Genomic DNA, 19,143 nt, shown 5'->3' on the forward strand with positions numbered 1-19,143 from the left:
ATGGGTGTGACTGAGCCGTCCCGGTGCCCGGGCTGCGACGAACCGTTCGCTGCGGGAGACAACTTCTGCGGGCGGTGCGGCGCCGCTCTCCCGGCGACCGCCGCGCCGCCGGCGTACGGCGCCCGGCCCGCGCACGGCGTCCCCGCCGTACCTCCCGTGCCGCCCCTGCCACCGGCGCCGCCCGGGGTGCCCGGTCCGGCCGGGCCGCCGCACGCCCACGGTGCGGATGCGGCCGGGCCACCGCCCCCTCCGGACCCGCAGGCCCGTCTCCCGTACGGGGACGCGGGCACGGTGCCGGTGCCTGCGCCGGTGCCCGCACCGATGCCGGGCAACGCCCCGCCGTTGCCCGGCCATGCGCCCTCGGTGCCCGGTCCCGCGCCGGTGGCCGACACGCCGCCGCCCGTGAGCCCGCCGGCGGCCCCGCCCGCCGCCCCTGCCGCCGACCCGCGCGTCGCCGGATACGAGGCGGTCGCCGACGCGGCGAGCGCGGAGCCCGGTGCGCCGGCCGCCGAGCCCGGCACCGCGGCCGCGGAACGGGACGCACCCGCCACCACGCCCGCAAGTGGGCCCGTAGACGGCCCCGCAGCGGCCGGTGCCCCGTCCGGCACCCCCGTCCACGACCCCCCCGCCCACGGCACCGCCCGCTGTGCCGCTTGCCGCTCAGGCGCCGTGGGGCCGGACGGCTACTGCGAGCACTGCGGGCACGCCCAGCCCCGTGAACGCGACCACATGGAGCGCGAGCTGGCGGGCATCGCGGCCGTCAGCGACCGGGGCCACCGGCACCACCGCAACGAGGACTTCTTCGCGCTCCGCGCCGCCGCGCTCCCCGACGGCACCCCCGCCGTGGTCGCGGTGGTCTGTGACGGCGTCTCCTCGGCGACCCGTCCGGACGAGGCGTCCACGGCGGCGTCCGAGGCCGCCGGCGAGGCGCTGCGGACGTCGCTGCCGCGCGGCACCCATCCCCAACAGGCCATGCACGAGGCCATCCTGGCGGCCTCCGCCGCCGTCGACGCACTGGCCCCCGACCCCGCCTCGGCACATGACGAACACCGCCGGCAGAACGCCCCGGCCTGCACCTTCGTCGGTGCGGTGGTCGGCGGCGGGCTGCTGACCGTCGGCTGGGTCGGCGACAGCCGCGCCTATTGGATCCCCGATGACCGTACGGCGCCGCCCGCCCGGCTCACCGAGGACGACTCCTGGGCCGCCCAGATGGTCGCCAACAACCTGATGTCCGAGGCCGAGGCGAACGCCGACGAGCGGGCGCACGCCATCACCGGCTGGCTCGGTGCGGACGCGTACGAGGTCGAGCCGCACACCGCCACGTTCAAGCCGGACGGGCCCGGTGTCGTCGTGGTGTGCAGCGACGGGCTGTGGAACTACGCCGAGTCCGCGGAGCAGATGGCCGCGGTGCTGCCGTACGACGCGCCCAGCAGGCCGCTGGAGAGCGCCCGCACGCTGGTCACCCACGCCCTCGACGGCGGCGGGCACGACAACGTAACGGTGGCACTGGTGCCGTTCCCCGTCCCCGCGGGGCGGGCAGAATCGGCCTGACCAGCTCACCACCGCCCCGGCCGGACGCCGGTGGGGCGCACGGCACAGGGCGCCGGGTACGCGGTACGGCGCGCCCTGTGTCCGAAACGGTGCGCCCCCGCACCACGCACCACGCGTGGCGCGGCACGCCCCCTCGGCCCCGACAGCCCCGACAGCCCCGATCGACCGGTTACGGCGTCTCAAGGAGCGGAACGGATGGCCAACTTCACCAAGTCCCGTGTGCCGCGCTTCTCCGCCGAGGTGTACCAGAACCCCTACCTGCCCGAGGGCGGGCGCGAGGTGCACGCCGTCGTGACGGTCACCGCGACCGGGGGCGGCACGACCGGGGGCCGGCCGGTCCGTGCGGTGGGCACCGGCGGGCCGGAAGCCGGCGTGGTGATCATGGTGGACTGCTCCGGGTCGATGGACCATCCGCCGGAGAAGATGCGCGGCGCCCGTGCGGCGACGGCCGCCGCCATCGACACCGTGCGCGACGGTGCCGGCTTCGCGGTGGTGGCCGGAACGCACCGGGCCGCCGAGATCTTCCCCGGCGGCGGCCGGCTGGCCGTGGCCGGTGCGGCGACCCGCGCGCGGGCGAAGGAAGCGTTGCGGAAGCTGAGCGCGGGCGGCGGTACCGCCATCGGGACCTGGCTGCGGCTGACCGGCCGGCTGCTGTCGGGGGCCGGGGTGGGCCTCGGGCACGCCGTTCTGCTCACCGACGGCCGCAATGAACACGAGTCACCGCAGGAGCTGCGCGCCGCCCTGGACGCCTGCGCCGGCTCTTTCACCTGCGACGCCCGCGGTGTCGGCACGGACTGGGAGGTCAAGGAGGTCACCGAGATCGCTTCGGCGCTGCTCGGCACCGCCGATATCGTCGCCGATCCGGCGCACCTCGCCGCCGACTTCACACAGCTGCTGGAGAAGGCGATGGGCAAGGAGATCGCCGACGTCGCCCTGCGACTGTGGACCCCGCTGGGCGCGGAGACCGTCTTCGTCAGGCAAGTGGCGCCCACGGTGGCGGATTTGACCGGCCGGCGCCGGGTTTTCGGCCCGCGGTCGGGGGACTATCCGACCGGCTCCTGGGGCGACGAGTCCCGCGACTACCACCTCTTCCTGCGGGTCCCCGCAGCGGCCGTCGGCCAGGAAATGCTGGCCGGGCGCGTCTCGTTGATCATCTCCGCACCGGACGGCCCTGACCCGTCCGCCACCCCGCCGCGGCCCCTGGCGCAGGGACTCGTACGCGCCGTGTGGACGGACGATGTGACCGCTTCCACATCGATCAATCCACAGGTCGCGCACTACACAGGACAGGCGGAACTGGCATATCTCATCCAGCAGGGACTGGATGCCCGCAAGTCAGGTGATACCGACAGTGCCACGGCGAAATTGGGCCGTGCGGTGCAGTTGGCAGGCGCCTCGGGGAACGAGGAGACTGCGAAACTCCTTGCGAAGGTGGTGGACGTCGTCGATGCGGCGACCGGTACTGTGCGACTGAAGGCGAAGGTCGCCGAAGCGGACGAGATGACTCTCGAGACGCGCTCGACGAGAACCGTTCGCATGAAGAATTAGCCACGATCAGTACCGAGCAGTTCCACCGCAGCACATCGGTACGGAGGGGGAAGAACCGACATGCCGACCTGCCCGAGCGGCCACCAGTCGGTGGCCGAAGACTGGTGCGAGGTGTGCGGCCAGCGGATGGCGGGCGCTGTGTCCCCGCCGCCCTCCTTGCCTGCAGGTTTCCTGAACACGCCCCCCGGTCCGCCGCCCGGACAGCCCGGCCCGCCTCCCGGACAGCCCGGTCCGCCCCCGGGACAGCCCGGCCCCGGCTTCGGTGGCCCCGGCGCTCCGGACGGCCAGGGCAGCCAAGGCGGTCAGGGCGGCTACGGCTTCCCGCCGCCCGCACCCGGCCCCGGCGGCCCCGGCACCCAGGGCGGCCAGGGACACCAGGGCGGCCAGGACGGCTACGGCTTCCCGCCCCCCGCACCGGGCCCGGCGGCTCCCGGCCCCGGCACCCACGGCGGTCAGGGCGGCTACGGCTTCCCGCCGCCCGCACCCGGCCCCGGCCCCGCGGCTCCCGGCCCCCACGGCGGCCAGGGAAACCAGGGCGGCCAGGGCGGCTACGGCTTCCCGCCGCCCGCACCGGGCCCCCAGGGCGGACCCGGCCAGCCCGGTCAGCCCGGCCAGTCCGAGACGTGCCCCCAGTGCGGTACCCCGCGTGAGGCGATGGCGCCGTTCTGTGAGGGCTGCCGCTACAACTTCCTCACCAACTCCCCGACGTCCTACGCGCCGCCGCCCGCCCAGCAGCCGGGCCCGCAGGGCGGTCAGGGCGGTTATGGCTTCCCGCCGCCCGCACCCGGGCCGCAGGGCGGCCAGGACGGCTACGGCTTCCCGCCGCCGCAGCAGCCCCAGCCCCCGCAGCAGCACGGCATGCCCCCCGGCGGCCCCGGCCAGCCCGGCCCCGGCGGCTTCCCCGGCATGCCCGGTCCCGGCCCGGCCGGTCAGCCCGGCCCGCCGCCGCAGCAGCAGCAGGGCGGCGACGACTGGACGCTGAATCCGCCGAGCGCCCAGCCCGGGCCCCCGCCGATGGCACCCGCACCGCCCGGACCGGGCCCGCAGGCCCCGTTCGAGCAGCAGCCGCCGTCGCCGTTCCCGCCCCAGCCGCAGGCCCCGTACGAACAGCAGCAGCCGCAGGCTCCGTTCGAGCAGCAGCAGCCCGGCCCGTACGAGCCACCGCAGCAGCCCGCGCCGTTCGAGCAGCAGCAGATGCCGCAGCAGCAGCCCGGTCCCGACCAGCAGTGGAACGGCGGCCCCGGCCAGGGGCCCGCGGCACCGCCGCAGGGTCCGCAGCCGGTCGTCGGCAACGGCTGGGTGGTGGCGATCGCGCCGGACCGGGAGTACTTCATGGCGATGATGGGCCGCAGCGGCCCGGAGGCGGCGGGGCTCAATCTGCCCTCGTACTCCCCCGAGCAGGTGCTCCCGCTCGCCAACGGACAGATCGCGGTGGGCCGCCGCCGGAACAGCACCGGCGAGGCCCCGGACATCGATCTGGGCAGCGCGCCGGAGGACCCGGGCGTCTCGCACCAGCACGCGCTGCTGGTGCAGCAGCAGGACGGCAGCTGGGCGGTGGTGGACCAGAACTCCACCAACGGCACGACGATCAACCTCGCCGAGGACCCCATCCAGCCCTACGTGCCGGTGCCGCTCCATGAGGGCGACCGGGTGCATGTCGGTGCCTGGACGACGCTGACCGTCCGCCGCGGCTGACAGACCGACTACCGCCGGGCGACCCCGGGGCGTGATCAACCGATCACGCCCCGGCCGCACTTCCGGCCGCTTTCCGGTCGCATTCCTGCCGTACTTCCGGCCGTGACCGGTCTCTCCGTCCTACGACCGAAGTCCTCGGCCGGGACGTCTGCCACCATGGACGGGTGAACAAGATTCCACGCGGCACGCTCGAGGAGCAGACCTTCTACGAACAGGTCGGTGGCGAGGAGACCTTCCGGCGCCTGGTACACCGCTTCTACCAGGGAGTCGCCGAGGACCCGCTGCTGCGGCCGATGTACCCGGAGGAGGACCTGGGCCCGGCCGAGGAGCGGCTTGCGCTCTTCCTCATGCAGTACTGGGGCGGCCCCCGTACGTACAGCGACGGGCGCGGACACCCGCGGCTGCGGATGCGGCACGCCCCCTTCACCGTCGACCGGGCCGCCCACGACGCCTGGCTGCGCCACATGCGGGACGCGGTGGACTCCCTCGACCTGTCCGAGGCCCACGCCACGCAACTGTGGAACTACCTGACGTACGCGGCCGCCTCGATGATCAACGCAGCGGACTGACACGGCCGCCCCGGAGTGATGCGTGCCTCGGTCCGCTCGCGCCGGCGCGCGTCAGTGGTCCGGTCCGGTGCGAGCGGACCGCCTCACCGCCTCGTCAGACAGGCGTCACCGTGAGCCCCGAGAGTCCGGTCAGCCCTTCCGGGCCCCCGGTCCGTACGGCGATCGACCCGTACGGGGTGCGGAGCCGCAGCCAGCCGCCCGCGGACAGCAGGCTCAGCGGCTGGGGCCGCGGCGCGGAGCCGCTAGGCGTACCGCCCCCCACGAGCGCACCCGCCCGCACCGGCCGCAGAAAGCCCAGCGACTGCGCGGCATGGGCCGCACGCAGCGGAAGATGGGTGTCGCCGAGGGTGCGCGACCAGATCTCCCGGCCGATACGGTCCCGTTCGCTGCGGGTGCGGTGCTGCGGCGGCAACGCCTCGTCACGGGCCCGGAATTCGGCGACCGCGCCGGCCACCGCACGCACCAGCGCCTCGGGCGCGGGCAGTCCCGGTACCCGCTGCCAGCCGCCGCGCGGTGGCAGCAGTCCGGTCCACGGCGGGCCGGTGACCGCGGCGGGCACGGTCACCACGCCCGCCGACTCCTCGATGCCTTCGAGGAGTTCACCGGCCGAGACGGTGGCGTCCACAGCGGTGTTCCCGGCGTCAGGGGTGCTGCTCCCCGCGTCCGGGGTGCCGCTCCCCGTGTCCACAGCGGTGTTCCCGGCGTCCGCGGTGCCGTTCCCGGCGAGCCGGGCGGTGCGGATCGCCAGCACCTCGAAGGACGGCGGGCGGCCGAAGACGGCAAGCACCCCGCCGCCGGCCTGGAGGCGTACCGCGGCGGCCTTGTCGTAGTGGATCAGCCGGGCCAGGAAGGCGGCGAGATCCGCCGCCTCCCCCGCGTCGGCCAGGTGAAGCACCGTCATACCCCGACGGTCCCCTTCGGTTGAGACGTCTGGTGCGATGCGTCGTCCAGATACTCCTTGAGGATCGCCTTCTCCTCCGCGGTGAGGCGGCGCGGGCGCTCCTCGGTGAAGTTGTACGGGACGACGACAGTCGAGGCGCGCAGGTAGAGCGCGTCCTCGTCCTTGACCTCGTAGCCGACCGTCATCGACGCGGCGCTGATCTTCGTCACCCACAGTTCGACGGTCACCGGGGCGGGCCGGTGCACCAGCGGCCGCACATAGTCGATCTCGTGCCGGGCGACGACCGAGCCGCCCGTGAACGACGGACTGCCGCCCCCCGGCGCCAGCCGGCGCATGAAGTCGATCCGCGCCTCTTCGAGGTAGCGGACGAACACCGCGTTGTTGACATGGCCGAAGGCGTCCATGTCCGACCAGCGCAGGGGGCAGGAGTAGAGGTGACGCACGGCGGTCAGCCCCGGGTCAGCTTCTTGTACGTGGCGCGGTGCGGGCGGGCCGCGTCCGCACCGAGGCGCTCGATCTTGTTCTTCTCGTACGACTCGAAGTTGCCCTCGAACCAGAACCACCGGGATTCGCCCTCGTACGCCAGGATGTGCGTGGCGACGCGGTCGAGGAACCAGCGGTCGTGGGAGACGACCACGGCGCAGCCCGGGAACTCCAGGAGCGCGTTCTCCAGCGAGGACAGGGTCTCGACGTCGAGGTCGTTGGTCGGCTCGTCGAGGAGCAGCAGGTTGCCGCCCTGCTTGAGGGTGAGCGCCAGGTTGAGGCGGTTGCGCTCACCGCCGGAGAGCACACCGGCCGGCTTCTGCTGGTCCGGGCCCTTGAAGCCGAACGCGGAGACGTAGGCGCGCGAGGGCATCTCGACCTGGCCGACGTTGATGTAGTCGAGCTCGTCGGAGACCACGGCCCACAGGGTCTTCTTGGGGTCGATGTTCTCGCGGCTCTGGTCGACGTAGGAGATCTTGACGGTGTCGCCGACCTTGATGTCGCCGGAGTCCGGGGTCTCCAGGCCCTGGAGCATCTTGAACAGCGTGGTCTTGCCGGCGCCGTTCGGGCCGATGACGCCGACGATGCCGTTGCGCGGCAGCGTGAAGCTCAGGTTCTCGATCAGGACCTTCTCGCCGAAGGCCTTGTTGAGCTTGTCGACCTCGACGACGACATTGCCCAGACGCGGGCCCGGCGGGATCTGGATCTCCTCGAAGTCCAGCTTCCGCATCTTGTCGGCCTCGGCGGCCATTTCCTCGTAACGGGCCAGACGCGACTTGGACTTGGCCTGCCGCCCCTTCGCGTTGGAGCGGACCCACTCCAGCTCTTCCTTCATACGCTTGGCGCGCTTGGCGTCCTTCTGGCCCTCGACCTTGAGACGGGTCTGCTTGGTCTCGAGGTACTTGGAGTAGTTGCCCTCGTAGCCGTGCAGACGGCCGCGGTCGACCTCGCAGATCCACTGGGCGACGTGGTCGAGGAAGTACCGGTCGTGGGTGACGGCGACGACGGTGCCGGGGTACTTCGCGAGGTGCTGCTCCAGCCACTGCACGGACTCGGCGTCCAGGTGGTTGGTGGGCTCGTCGAGGAGCAGCAGGTCGGGGGCCTCCAGCAGCAGCTTGCACAGCGCGACGCGGCGGCGCTCACCACCGGAGAGGTTGGTGACCGGCCAGTCGCCGGGCGGGCAGCCCAGCGCGTCCATGGCCTGCTCCAGCTGGGTGTCCAGGTCCCACGCGTTGGCGTGGTCGAGGTCCTCCTGGAGCTTGCCCATCTCCTCCATCAGCTCATCGGAGTAGTCGGTCGCCATGAGCTCGGCGACCTCGTTGAAGCGGTGCAGCTTGCCCATGATCTCGGCCGCGCCGTCCTGCACGTTCTGCAACACGGTCTTGGACTCGTCCAGCGGCGGCTCCTGGAGGAGCATGCCGACGGTGTAGCCGGGGGACAGGAAGGCGTCACCGTTCGACGGCTGCTCCAGACCGGCCATGATCTTCAGTACCGTGGACTTACCGGCGCCGTTGGGACCCACGACACCGATCTTTGCGCCGGGCAGGAAGCTCTGCGTCACGTCATCGAGGATGACCTTGTCGCCGTGCGCCTTGCGCGCCTTGCGCATCGTGTAGATGTACTCAGCCAAGAGAAACCGTCCGGCAGATTTGGATGGATCAGGGTCTGTGCGGCACCGCCCCAGGGCCGTCATACGCCGTGACCATGGGAAGGGCAGATACACCCATCTTGCCGTACGCCTGTGCTCTGGCGGAAACGAGTAGGTCAGAGCGCCCCTGCTCAGCGCCCGACCCGCTACGACGCGGTGTCCGCCCGGTTGCCCTCTGTCAGCATTGACCGCTTTTGATCACTGCGCGGCGGGCCTTCTTCCATGGCCGGTGTCCGGCGCCCCGGCCGCGCTTGCCTACACGAAGGAGCGGCCGGTGGCGCCGGACGCAGAAGGCCCCGGAGCGCCGTTGCGCTCCGGGGCCTTGCCGCCGGCCTGCCGGCTGCCGCTCGCTCACCCCGAGGTGACCGAGCGGCCGCCGATGGCCACTGCTCGCCGGCTTTCACCGGTCCCGGTCAGGTACCGCCGGTCCCGGTCAGATACTGCCGGTCCCGGTCAGGTACCGCCGGACGTCGGGGCACCGGGTGCCCGGTTGTCACCGGGCCGGGGGCCACCGGGCGCCCGGTGTCACCAGGCCGGCAGGATCGAGCCGGGTGTCACCGAGCCGGCGTCATCGAGCCGGGTGTCACTGAGCCGGGGTGCCGGTCTTCTTCTTGCGGAGGAAGAACACCGCGGCGCCGCCGACCACGACGAGGACGACCGCGACGCCCGCGATCATCGGGGTGGCGTTGCTGGAACCGGTCTCGGCGAGGTCGCCGCCCTTGTCGCCGCCCGTGCTGCCGCCGACCGAGGCCGGGCTGGGCTGGCTGGAGGGCTTGCCGCCGCCGCTGCCGGCGGTCTTGCAGTCCAGGACGCCGGAGAAGGACTTCTTGAAGCCGCCCTCACCCTTGATCGTGATGTTGTACGGCTGGTCCTCGGACACCGGGACGGTCACGGTCTGCGACTTGCCCGGGGCGATCTCGTAGTTCTTGCCGGAGAGCTGGAAGCGGAAGGCCTCGTCGCCCTTGTTGGCCGCCGTGACGTCCACGCCGCCCTTGGCGCAGTTCTTCTCGGCGGTGATCGCCGGGATGGCGCCCTGCTTCTTCCAGGAGACCGTGGCGGCCGCGGAGACCGTGGACTCGCTGGAACCGGCCAGGATCTGGGTCTGGCTCTTGGCGTGCTCACCGATGCCGGTGAAGGCACGGCCGACCGGAACCTTGGTGGCGGCCTGCGCGGTCAGCGAGGTGCTGCCGTCGGCGGCGCCCTTGGGCACGTCGAAGAACAGCTGGGTGCCATCGGCAGCGTTGGTGACCGGCTTGCCGTCCTTGCCGACGACCTTCACACCGGCCGGCACACCGGCGGCGGGGGCGATCGTGACGCTGTCGGCGTTGGTGTGCACGGTGACCGGGCCGAGCTTGCTGCCGGACTTGCCGGACACCGCAGGCGGGTCCAGGGTCAGCGACGCCTTGGGCTCGCCGACGTTCTGTGCGTTCTTCTCGAGGTAGTCGGCGAGCTTCTCGGCCGCCGGGTCGACCGCGTCCACCTTGACGTGGTCGGAGAAGCGCCAGATCGCGACCTGGGTACCGGCCGCGGCGGTCTTCTCGGTGAGGTTCCCGGCGCCGGCCTTGGAGGCGAGCGTGGCCAGGTCGTTCACCTGCGGGTACGAGTTCTGCAGAATCCAGCGGATCTTGCCCGCGTCCCCGTTGTTGTGCAGCGACGAGGCGCTCCAGGGCACTTCCTGGTACTTCGCCTGCTGCTGCGTCGGGTTGTGGATGTCGATGCAGTACGTCTGGAGCGTGCCGCCGTTGTCGACCGCCATCTCGAAGAGGCCCGCGCCTACGCGCTGGTCCCCTCCGTCGTTGTGCACGACCGCCTGGTCGAAGGTCTTCAGACCGCCGAGCGTGGCGGTGGCACCCCCGTGCGTGGGGGTCGAGTCATCCGCCGCGGCAGCGCCCGCGGTGGCTATCGCACCCGCCGCGACCAGGCCCGAGGCCACGACCGCGGCGGCAAGGCGAGCTGCGCCCCGCCTCTTCATCGAAAGCATGAAATTCCCCTCTGGGCGAGGCGGTCGAGTGGGAGAGGATGCCTCGCCGGAAAGATCCCAAAGAACTCAACAGCCGAACACGTCAGCCCCCGTGAGTACTTGTCGGATCTTATGGAGCAGGCGCACCAGGGTCCCCAGTAATGGCATCCCATAAGCGATCCGAATCGCAATCGTTACCGACAACGGGCACCCTGACCTGTCATTATCGACAAATCCCCAGAACTTTTCTGGACATAGCGACCTTCTCAGGCGAAAGGGCTGCGGTCGAGGCCGACGGAACGGACGCTTCCGGGGGCTCGGGCAGTGGCGAAATCGCATCGGCCGCCGGTCTCTTGGCGGGTGGCTGTGACTTGGTAGGTGGCTGTGACTGGGCGGGTGACTGCGACTTGGTAGGTGGCTGTGGCTCGGTAGGTGGCTGTCTCTTGGCGGGCGCCGGTCTCTTGGCGGATTTCTTCGCGAGTGCAGGTCTCGTGGTGAGTGCAGGTCTCGTGGTGAGTTCCTGCGCGAGTGCCGGTTTCTCGGCGGGCGTCGGTACATCGGCCTGTGCCCGTGCCGCCGCCGGTGTCGGTGTCTCTCCGGGTGTCATCCCCGTCGTGGATGCGGGCGCCTCCACATCTGCGGGTGCCCCCACATCTGCGGGTGCCTCCGCAGTTGCGGGTGCCCCCACATCTGCGGGTGCCTCCGCAGTTGCGGGTGCCTCCGCATCTGCGGGTGCCTCCGCACCTGCGGGCGCCTGCACACCTGCGGGCGCCTCCGCAGGAGTCCGCGCCTCCCGAGCCGCCGACACATCCCCGGCCACCGGCCCTCCCCCGGGCTCTTGTTCGGGAGCCCCTTGCCGCGACGACGGCGAGAGGTGCGGCGACGATGACGGGGACGGTCCGTGGTCGGCGTCCGTACGCGGCGGACGGACGACTCTCCGGAAAGCGGCTGTGCCGCGCGCGAGATCATGGCCGATAGCCACGGCGTCAACCTCCGCCGAGAACCAGCGCTGCCCGCCCCGCTCAGGCGGCTGTTCCCCTTCCCGCAGCCGCAAGCGCCCCTGGACCACAAGTGGTTCTCCCACCGCCACCGACGCCGCGACATTGTCGGCGAGCGCGCGCCACGACCGGACCGTGTAGAAGCTCGTCCCTCCATCGGTCCAGCGCTCCTGCGCCCTGTCCCACCGGCGGGACGTCGCCGCCAGCCGGAACCTCGCCACCGTCACACCCGCCGTCGTCTGCCGGTGCTCCACCGCTGTTGCGGCATTCCCCACCAGCGTCACCATCGTGTCGTTCACGGAACACGCCTCCCCCGCGTCATGCGCTCGCTCCCGTCATGTGCCGCTCGCGCTGCGTTGACCTCATGCTGCACGGATTCGGCGGGCGTCGCGGCGGCCTGTGGACGGTCACCCGGCTGTGGACAACTCGGCCACCCGGGAGAGGGAATCCGCCGTCCCGGCCCACAGTCCCGCGCCCACCGTCACGTGCCGCTCGCCAGGAACCGCCGCCGAACAACGCCGCGCCGAGCACCGCCCACCAGGCACAGCCGTCAAGCACCGCCCACCAGGCAACAGCCGTCAAACACCGCCCACCAGGCAACAGCCGTCAGCCCCAGCCGCCAGGCAACGCAACACCCCTCATGCACCCGGCATCAGACGCCGCCACGCACCGCCGTCAGACACCCACCCCTCACACGCCAACCCTCAGGAGCCGGACGCCACCGCGTACTGCTCCCGCACCTCGCGATAGCGCAACAGCTCGGCGGCGACCGGTTCGAGGACTCGCGCCCGTCCGCACCCGGCCGCCGCACTCCGCAGCCGCCGCTCGGCGTCCTGCCCGTAACGCCTGGCCGGACCACGGGCCACCACCCGGCACAGCCACGCCAGCGCCGGCCCGCCCACCGAGCCGAGAAGCGCGGGCAGCAGCCCGGAGACCCAAGCCGTCGCCCCACCCGCCCCCGTGACGGCTCCCAGCAACCACAGCACACCCACGACTTGGAGCACGGACAGCAGTCCCTGCAACGAGGCGGCAACCTTCCACCACCGCGGCTTCACCCCCGGCCCGCCCCGCAGCGACTCCTCGGCATCCGCCGCCGCCTTGTCCAACGCCTCCGGCAGCCCGTACGCCCCCCGGTCCGCCGCCTCCCGCACCGCCTGGGCCCAAGGCGCGGGCAATCCATGCGCCGCCTCAGCAGCCACCGTACGGACGGCCTGCTCCACCACGGGCCGCGCCGCTGCCCGGCCGTCCACCGCCGACTCCTTTCCCTCACAGGCCGCACCACCGGCCACGGCACCAGCCGCACCACGGGCCACAGCACCAGCCACAGCACCGGCCACGGCGCCGGCCGCCGACAGACAACCGGACGCCCCCTGCCGCCCCGCATCCGTGCGCCCGGCACCCGTGGGCCCCGCGCCCGTCAGCCCTCCCCCGACACCCCCTGCGCCCGTGATCCCGCCCCCGGAGCCCCGGATCCCCCGCCGGCTCCACCGGCTCCACCTGCTCCCCCGCCACCCCCGCATCCGCGCCCACGGTGACCCGCACGCGCGCTCCGCGTACCGCAGCCAATCCCGTTCCGCCGCGCGCCCCGTGGCCACCGCCCCGACCGCCTCCGCCAGCCGGTCGTCGAACTCCGCCCTGGCCTGCTCGGTGAGACCGACCCGGCTCTGTGCCGCATATACGGACCGCAACCGCTCGGCGGCCGCATCCACGTCCGCCGCCAGCCGCCGGTCCGCCGCTCCCCGTTCCGCGACGAACTGGCCCAGCGAGTCCCGCAGTTCACCCACGCCCCTGCCGGTCGCGGCCGACAGCGCGAGCACCGCCGCCCCGGGCTCCCCGTGTTCGCCGAGGGCCAGCCCGTCCTCGTCCAGCAACCTGCGCAGGTCGTCGACCACCTGGTCGGCGGCGTCCCCGGGCAGCCGGTCCACCTGGTTGAGGACGACGAACATGACCTCGGCGTAACCCGCCAGCGGCCGCAGATAGCGCTCGTGCAGCACCGCGTCCGCGTACTTCTCCGGATCCACCACCCAGATCACCGCGTCCACCAGCTCCAGCATCCGGTCCACCTGAGCACGGTGCTCGGTGGCCGAGGAGTCGTGGTCGGGCAGGTCGATCAGGATGAGTCCGTGCAGCTCGGAGCTACCGTCCGCCGGGGCGTGCCGCCGGTGCGCGGGCACGCCCAGCCGGTGCAGCAGCCCCTCCGCGCCCGACCGGCTGCCCGGCCAGACGCAGGCCACCGGCTCCGCGGTCGTCGGCCGCCGCGGCCCGACCTGGGAACGGTTCGCCCCGGCCAGCGCATTGAACAGCGACGACTTGCCGCTGCCGGTCGCCCCAGCGATGGCGACGACGGTGTGCTCACCGGACAGCCGGTAGCGCTCGTCCGCCGTCTCCAGCACCCGCCCCGCGCCCTCCAGTGCCCGCCCGTCCAGGCGGGACCGGGACAGCGCGATCAACTCCCGCAAGGCATCCAGCCGCCCGCGCAGCCCACCCCCGACGGCCCGCCGCCCGCCGCCCGCCACCCACCGGTACGCGCCCCCGCCCCCACCCTCCACAGCCGCCGGCGAACGCGGCTGAACCATCGCCTCACCCCGGGGGGCGCCACCACGGCGGTCGCCGCGGGCCCCGGCCCGGTACTCGCTTCGCGACTCGGCACATGCCGCGCCGTACGCCCGCAGGCCTGACGCAACATGGCTCCCACCCGACGACGCCACACCTGCCACCACAGGCGTCTCCACCCGTTCCTCGCTCCCCACCTGCCGCACCAGCGGCCGGGGGACTCCCACATCCCGCGCTCGCCGTGCAATCAACCCGTCATCCCACGCCCCACCCACCACCGGCGCCCGCACCACCGGCTCTGTCCCCACGCATGTCTCCCGCTCCGGCACCGGATCCCCAGGCTCCGCATGCCCGACGGGCTCCGCCCCCACCTCACCCGCCATCGGCGCCACACCCTCCACCGACCGCACGTGCTCCCCCGAGGCCCCCGGATCCACAGACGCCATCCACTCCCCCGAAGTCACACCCTGCCCCGCCCTCTCCTCCATCTCCCCCTCCCCCGTCTCCTGCCGCTTCCCCGAGTTCTCCCCCGAGCTAATCGCCGCTTCGGAACCACTCACCCCGACACCTCCTCCTTCGCCATCTCCCTCTCCCTCTCCAACTCCCGCTCCGCCTCCCTCTCCGTCTTCCTCTTCGCCTCCCTCGCCCTCTCCCGCTCGTCCTCGTCCCGCGCCCGCTTGCGCCGCTCCGACTCCTCCTGCCGTTCCCTCTGCACCACGGACAGCGCGGCGATCAGCTCCGCCTGCTGGTCCAGCGGCACGGTCAGCTGGTCCAGCGGTGCCAGCCGCCGCTCGCGCTCGCCGTCCAGGGCGCGCTCCACGTACGTGGCCAGGAGCCGGGAACCGCGTTCGCAGAGCCGCAGCGCGGTCTGGGCCCCCAAGAGGTCGGCGAGGTTCTCGCCCGCCGTACGGGCCCGCCGTCCGCCGAGCAAGGCGGTGGCCAACAGCGCCGCCGACTGCTCCGGTTCCACCGACCCCGCCCGTTCACCGGCCTGCCCGGCCCGCGCCTCGCGGGTCTCCTCCTCGGCCAGCTCCTCCAGACAGCGCCGCCAGCGTCGGACGATCACGCCGAGCCGTCCGCCCGCGCCCGTCGCGCCCGCGGCGGCGGACATCGAGACCTCGGTGGCCGCGGGATCCTGCCGCCAGGCGCGTGCGGCCCGCTCGTCGGCCTCCTCCACGGCACAGGTCAGCAGCGAGGTCAGCCCGTCGGTCAACGCGTCGAGCAGTTCGTCCGACCGGCCGCCCGGCCCATGGTCACGCCAGTGGGCCCGGGCGTCCCCGGACAGCACCTCACCGGCCGCGATCTCCTGCCGTACCCGTTCCGCGGCCCGCTCGTACGCCTCCTCGACCCGTCCGGCCAGCCGCAGCGCCGCGGCGTGTTGAGCGGCGGCGGCCCCGGCCAGCGCGGGCAGCCGGCTGCGCAGCGACGCGATCACCCCGGCGGCCGTACGGTCCGCTGCGGCGGTGCGGGCCACTGGATCCTGGGCATGCCGCTCCAGCCAGCCCCGCAGCGCCGCCACAGCGGTGGCGGGCAGCAGACCGCTCCCGCCGCCGGCCGACTCGGGCAGCTCGGGAATGGTGAACCGCGGGACATGGCCGAGACCGGCCCGCTGGAGCAGTTCCGCGTACCGGCCGGAAATGTCCGTGGCGATCTGATGCGGCACCCGGTCCAGCACGGTCACCAGCGTGACGTCGTACTCCTTGGCCGTACGCAGCAGATGCCAGGGCACCGCGTCCGCGTACCGGGCGGCCGTGGTGACCAGCACCCACACATCCGCCGCGCAGATCAGCTCCGCGGCCAGCTCCCGGTTGCGCGCGACCAGCGAATCGATGTCCGGGGCGTCCAGCAGCGCCAGCCCGCTGGGCAACGCCCGATCGGTCTCGATCCGCACCGTGAGCAGCCCCGCCTCACCCCCACCCCCCGTCGCACCCACACCCGGGCCTGCGCCCCTGCCACTCCCCACACCCTCAAACGCCCCGTCGTCATACCTCCCGCCCCCGTACGCCCCAGCGCCTCCGCCCCCATAGCCACCACAAGCGGCACCCCCCGCAGCACCCCCGGCCGCGCCACCACGGGCCCCCCGCCCCTCGCCCACGTAGCCATAGCCTCCGGCCAATCCGGCCAATCCGGCCAATCCGACCCCTCCGACCGCTCCGGCGACTCCGCCCGCACCGCGTACTCCGCCCGCACCGTGCACCCCGTAGTCGCCCCGGCCCAGGCCGTCACCACCCGCCGCGTACTCGTCCTCACCGCCGTCGTCCTGCTCGGGAACCCACACCCGGGCGAGCTGCGGCAGCACACGCGGCCCGGCGAACCAATGGAGATCATCGGGATGACAGACGAGCACCGGCGTACGCGTCGTCGGCCGCAGCACCCCCGCCTCCGAGACCCGCCGCCCCACCAGCGAATTCACCAGCGTGGACTTGCCCGCCCCGGTCGATCCGCCGATCACCGCGAGCAGCGGGGCCTGAGGAGAGCGCAGCCGGGGAATCACATAGTCGTCGAGCTGGGCCAGCAGCTCGGCCCGGTTGCGCCGGGCCCGGGCAGCACCCCGAAGTGGCAGTGGAAAGCGTGCGGCGTCGACGCGGTTGCGCAGAACGGACAGTGCGTCGATCAGCCGGGGTCGTGCGTCCAAGGTCGCCACATGTGCAGAATGCCCAATTTCGTTGGGTTTTTGAAGCGTATAACCCCTTGTGCGCGCCGCAAGAACCCCCGCAGAACGGGATGAGTGACGCATGGGACGTTCGCGACAAGCGAGGCACAGGCATAACGAGTGCACAACACCCGCCGCACGGGACGCCAAAAGCGATGCAGGATTCGTACCTGCCTGCGATTATCGGGACCGCTTCACTGAACCTCCACAACGTGCCACGCAGGTGAAGCAACCGGGACGAGGCACCCGGACCTCTATCCTTGTCCGCGGTCCGTGATCCACGCCCACACCCGGCCCCCGTAGCTCAGTGGATAGAGCAGGTGCCTTCTAAGCACTTGGCCGCAGGTTCGAGTCCTGCCGGGGGCGCTCCGCAAGACCCTCCCTTCGGGAGGGTCTTTTTGCTGGCCAGAGTCCCCTTGTTGCCCTTGGCGCACATGACGCGGAGCGGGCCGGGTCAGCCCGGTCTGTCCGGCTGGAACCGGTCCGGGGCGGGTTTCGGCGGTTGTTCTGCCCGAAAAACGTCCCGAGGTTTTGGTGTGCCCGCTGACCCGATGCGCCCCGGCTCTCCGGTTGTCTCGGCCGGCGCCTCGCCCCCCGAGACAACCGGAAAAGCGGCACGCATCGGCCGCGCCCTCTGCTCCTCGTGACAGCCATAGCGGTAGGACCCAGCCGGAGCCGGATCCAAAACCATCCCGAGCTGCTCACCGCGCACCACAACCTCGCCCGTTTGACAGATCCTGACACCCGTGAGTACAGGCGCCAACGCGTCTGATTTACAAACGATGCAGAAGCAGCAGGAGGGGGCAGAGATGGAGACGGAAGCACTGGACCTGTTGCGGGCCGGCGAGCGACCACCAGCTGAGCAGCACTGACTCCGCTGGACTCGGAAAGCTCACATGCCGTCAGCCGCCGTGGGCCGGGTAGGGCGCGAAGCATAGGAGTCGCACTGCCAGCGCCGCGAGCATGGCGAGAGGCGGCGCGTACCACCAGGGCCGTAGCCTTCGAGTTTTCACGAAGAGAAAAGTGAGGGCCAGGCAGAGGACGGCCCAGGCCATGCCCATCTCGCTGATGAGCGCGAACTTGGAAGCCGCGTCGAACTCGACAGCGTCATCGCCGCGGGGCATGAGCTGAACGAGGGTGACGAAGGCCAGCGGTGCCTCGGTCGTGACCAGGAGGCATGCCCCCAAAACCGTGCCGATGAGCAGTCGGCCGTCTGTGCTTCCGGGACGGGTGGACGTCGTCACTATCCGAGTGCTTCCTTCGCTTGGTCCAGATTTTCGTTGAATTGACGCCCGTATCGCTGCGCCCCTTCGCTCCGATAGTAGGGGCCGCCGTTGTAGCGGGCGGCAAGCTCCTGCATCTGCTCGCGGGTCATCTTTTCGGGCGGAACGTCGGCGAAGCTGCTCTCTGCCTTGAGCTGCGCCAGGTACTCCGAGGCGATGTAGGCGTTCTGGGCAGGATCCTTGAGCGCACCGGTGATCTCGTCGCGCTGTTGGTCGTTAAGATTCATCGGGTCGTATCCGAGGACCTCTGCTGCGCGGCGGACCTGGATGGATATGGGGCCCATGGAAGTCAGATCCGGGTCGTCGGTGAAGGGCAGGTTGCGGCGTCCCGACGAGGCGGCGTCGTCTATCCAGGTGGGGTCGCCCTCCACTTCCTTCCAAGCGATACCGGCGACCATCTCTGGTGGCAGCCCCGAGTCACGGGCCGCATTGCGGAGCAGATGCTTGTTGTTGGAGATGTACTCCTTTCGCTCATGGTCGGAGTTGCTGGGCAGCCAGTGGTAGTCGCCGTCCGCTTCGAGACCAGCGGTCTTCATCTTGATGCGCATCAGCGCGGGCGAGATCAGCACGTCGGGACCAACCTTTGGGATGGCATCCGTCTTGGCGCCGGTGCCGAACAACTGTGCGTGCGGGTCATCTGCCGCGTCCTTCGTCTCACGGCGCAAAGCGTCTACGCCGCCAAGGAGTTGCGTGGCGTCGACGAAGTTGCCGCCGCGGAAGTCCGGCAGGGAGTGAAAGGCGGCATGGATCTCGGCGAGGCAGTCCTTGCGTGCCTCGCCTTCGACTCGCAGCGCATCGGTGTAGTGATCGCTGGTTGCGGTGTGGTAGCGATCTGCCTCCTCGCGGATCTCGTCCGGGTCGGCGAAAAGCTCTGCAAGCCCGTCCCAGAAACCCGTGGTTCCCCGCAGGTCCTCCCATTGCCGCATGGGCTCGGCTGCCCGTGCGGTGGGAGTGATCGCTGTGCCTTCACGTGAGACCACCTCGGACAGGCGCGACTCCGTCAATTGCCCGTTTTCGAAGTGGTGCTTGGCACGCGCCACGGCCTTCGCATACTCGTAAAGCGCTCTGCTGACTTGGCGGAAGGCGGCCGAGAGATGCTCCCCCAGGGCCGTGGCTTCCTTCAGACGGGCGGTGTACTGGTCGCGTCCCTCACCCTGCCAGTCGACACGGCCGGCCTTGCGGAAGTCGTCCTCGCATGACGCGAGCAGGGAATGCAGCCTCCGGTATTCGTCGCCGGTCTGCTCGATGAGCGGAGGGTCGCTCAGCTCCAGAAAATCCACATCGGATCGGTAGGTCACTGC

Annotated in this window: 13 protein-coding genes and 1 tRNA gene; 5 read left to right on the forward strand and 9 right to left on the reverse strand. The window is 71.8% G+C overall.

Annotation, left to right across the window (positions count from 1 at the left end; translation table 11 throughout):
• From ACGFR7_RS08025 to ACGFR7_RS08040, 4 genes are all read left to right on the forward strand, one after another.
• Nucleotides 1-1,551 carry a protein phosphatase 2C domain-containing protein gene (locus ACGFR7_RS08025; protein ID WP_393314601.1) on the forward strand — a complete coding sequence of 517 codons (1,551 nt, stop codon included), beginning with the start codon at nucleotides 1-3 and terminating at the stop codon, nucleotides 1,549-1,551.
• Between the two features lie 195 nt (nucleotides 1,552-1,746).
• On the forward strand, nucleotides 1,747-3,099 hold the full coding sequence (locus tag ACGFR7_RS08030; RefSeq protein ID WP_393314604.1) for a hypothetical protein: 1,353 nt from the start codon (nucleotides 1,747-1,749) through the stop codon (nucleotides 3,097-3,099).
• A 60-nt stretch (nucleotides 3,100-3,159) separates the two neighbouring features.
• Nucleotides 3,160-4,794 (forward strand): FHA domain-containing protein, encoded by a 1,635-nt coding sequence (locus tag ACGFR7_RS08035; RefSeq protein ID WP_393314607.1) that lies wholly within the window; start codon nucleotides 3,160-3,162, stop codon nucleotides 4,792-4,794.
• Between the two features lie 164 nt (nucleotides 4,795-4,958).
• Complete coding sequence (locus ACGFR7_RS08040) at nucleotides 4,959-5,363, forward strand: globin (RefSeq protein ID WP_030082224.1); 405 nt, start codon at nucleotides 4,959-4,961, stop codon at nucleotides 5,361-5,363.
• 94 nt (nucleotides 5,364-5,457) lie between these two features.
• Here ACGFR7_RS08040 and ACGFR7_RS08045 read toward each other — a convergent pair whose 3' ends face one another.
• The 7 genes from ACGFR7_RS08045 to ACGFR7_RS08075 all read right to left on the reverse strand — a co-directional run bounded on the left by ACGFR7_RS08045 (nucleotide 5,458) and on the right by ACGFR7_RS08075 (nucleotide 16,550).
• Entirely contained in the window at nucleotides 5,458-6,264 is an 807-nt protein-coding gene (locus tag ACGFR7_RS08045; protein WP_393314610.1) for a hypothetical protein, read from the reverse strand.
• A complete protein-coding gene (locus tag ACGFR7_RS08050) occupies nucleotides 6,261-6,707 on the reverse strand; it encodes an acyl-CoA thioesterase (RefSeq protein ID WP_393314612.1) in 447 nt (148 codons plus the stop codon). The genes ACGFR7_RS08045 and ACGFR7_RS08050 overlap by 4 nt, the downstream gene beginning before the upstream one ends.
• A gap of 5 nt (nucleotides 6,708-6,712) precedes the next feature.
• Entirely contained in the window at nucleotides 6,713-8,377 is a 1,665-nt protein-coding gene (gene ettA / locus ACGFR7_RS08055; RefSeq protein WP_393314615.1) for an energy-dependent translational throttle protein EttA, read from the reverse strand.
• A 601-nt stretch (nucleotides 8,378-8,978) separates the two neighbouring features.
• A complete protein-coding gene (locus ACGFR7_RS08060; RefSeq protein ID WP_393314617.1) occupies nucleotides 8,979-10,376 on the reverse strand; it encodes a Cys-Gln thioester bond-forming surface protein in 1,398 nt (465 codons plus the stop codon).
• A gap of 202 nt (nucleotides 10,377-10,578) precedes the next feature.
• Nucleotides 10,579-11,640 (reverse strand): single-stranded DNA-binding protein, encoded by a 1,062-nt coding sequence (locus ACGFR7_RS08065; protein ID WP_393315353.1) that lies wholly within the window; start codon nucleotides 11,638-11,640, stop codon nucleotides 10,579-10,581.
• 417 nt (nucleotides 11,641-12,057) lie between these two features.
• Nucleotides 12,058-13,929, reverse strand: a complete 1,872-nt coding sequence (locus ACGFR7_RS08070) for a GTPase (RefSeq protein WP_393314620.1) — start codon at nucleotides 13,927-13,929, stop codon at nucleotides 12,058-12,060.
• 533 nt (nucleotides 13,930-14,462) lie between these two features.
• Nucleotides 14,463-16,550, reverse strand: a complete 2,088-nt coding sequence (locus ACGFR7_RS08075; protein WP_393314623.1) for an ATP-binding protein — start codon at nucleotides 16,548-16,550, stop codon at nucleotides 14,463-14,465.
• A 302-nt stretch (nucleotides 16,551-16,852) separates the two neighbouring features.
• Here ACGFR7_RS08075 and ACGFR7_RS08080 point away from each other — a divergent pair.
• Nucleotides 16,853-16,925 (forward strand) — tRNA-Arg (locus tag ACGFR7_RS08080).
• A 536-nt stretch (nucleotides 16,926-17,461) separates the two neighbouring features.
• Here ACGFR7_RS08080 and ACGFR7_RS08085 read toward each other — a convergent pair.
• Together ACGFR7_RS08085 and ACGFR7_RS08090 are read right to left on the reverse strand one after the other, a co-directional pair.
• Nucleotides 17,462-17,803, reverse strand: coding sequence for a hypothetical protein (locus tag ACGFR7_RS08085; protein WP_393314626.1), 342 nt, complete (start codon nucleotides 17,801-17,803; stop codon nucleotides 17,462-17,464).
• Nucleotides 17,803-19,140, reverse strand: a complete 1,338-nt coding sequence (locus tag ACGFR7_RS08090) for a hypothetical protein (protein ID WP_393314629.1) — start codon at nucleotides 19,138-19,140, stop codon at nucleotides 17,803-17,805. The genes ACGFR7_RS08085 and ACGFR7_RS08090 overlap by 1 nt, the downstream gene beginning before the upstream one ends.
• Nucleotides 19,141-19,143 lie beyond the last annotated feature (3 nt).

Origin of the sequence: Streptomyces sp. NPDC048516 (assembly GCF_043199875.1) — a bacterium.
Classification (GTDB): domain Bacteria; phylum Actinomycetota; class Actinomycetes; order Streptomycetales; family Streptomycetaceae; genus Streptomyces.

Coding starts and splice junctions, on each gene's coding strand:
- ACGFR7_RS08025 (WP_393314601.1), top strand. CDS start 1: ATGGGTGTGACTGAGCCGTCCCGGTGCCCGGGCTGCGACGAACCGTTC.
- ACGFR7_RS08030 (WP_393314604.1), top strand. CDS start 1,747: ATGGCCAACTTCACCAAGTCCCGTGTGCCGCGCTTCTCCGCCGAGGTG.
- ACGFR7_RS08035 (WP_393314607.1), top strand. CDS start 3,160: ATGCCGACCTGCCCGAGCGGCCACCAGTCGGTGGCCGAAGACTGGTGC.
- ACGFR7_RS08045 (WP_393314610.1), bottom strand. CDS start 6,264: ATGACGGTGCTTCACCTGGCCGACGCGGGGGAGGCGGCGGATCTCGCC.
- ACGFR7_RS08060 (WP_393314617.1), bottom strand. CDS start 10,376: ATGCTTTCGATGAAGAGGCGGGGCGCAGCTCGCCTTGCCGCCGCGGTC.
- ACGFR7_RS08065 (WP_393315353.1), bottom strand. CDS start 11,640: ATGGTGACGCTGGTGGGGAATGCCGCAACAGCGGTGGAGCACCGGCAG.
- ACGFR7_RS08070 (WP_393314620.1), bottom strand. CDS start 13,929: ATGGTTCAGCCGCGTTCGCCGGCGGCTGTGGAGGGTGGGGGCGGGGGC.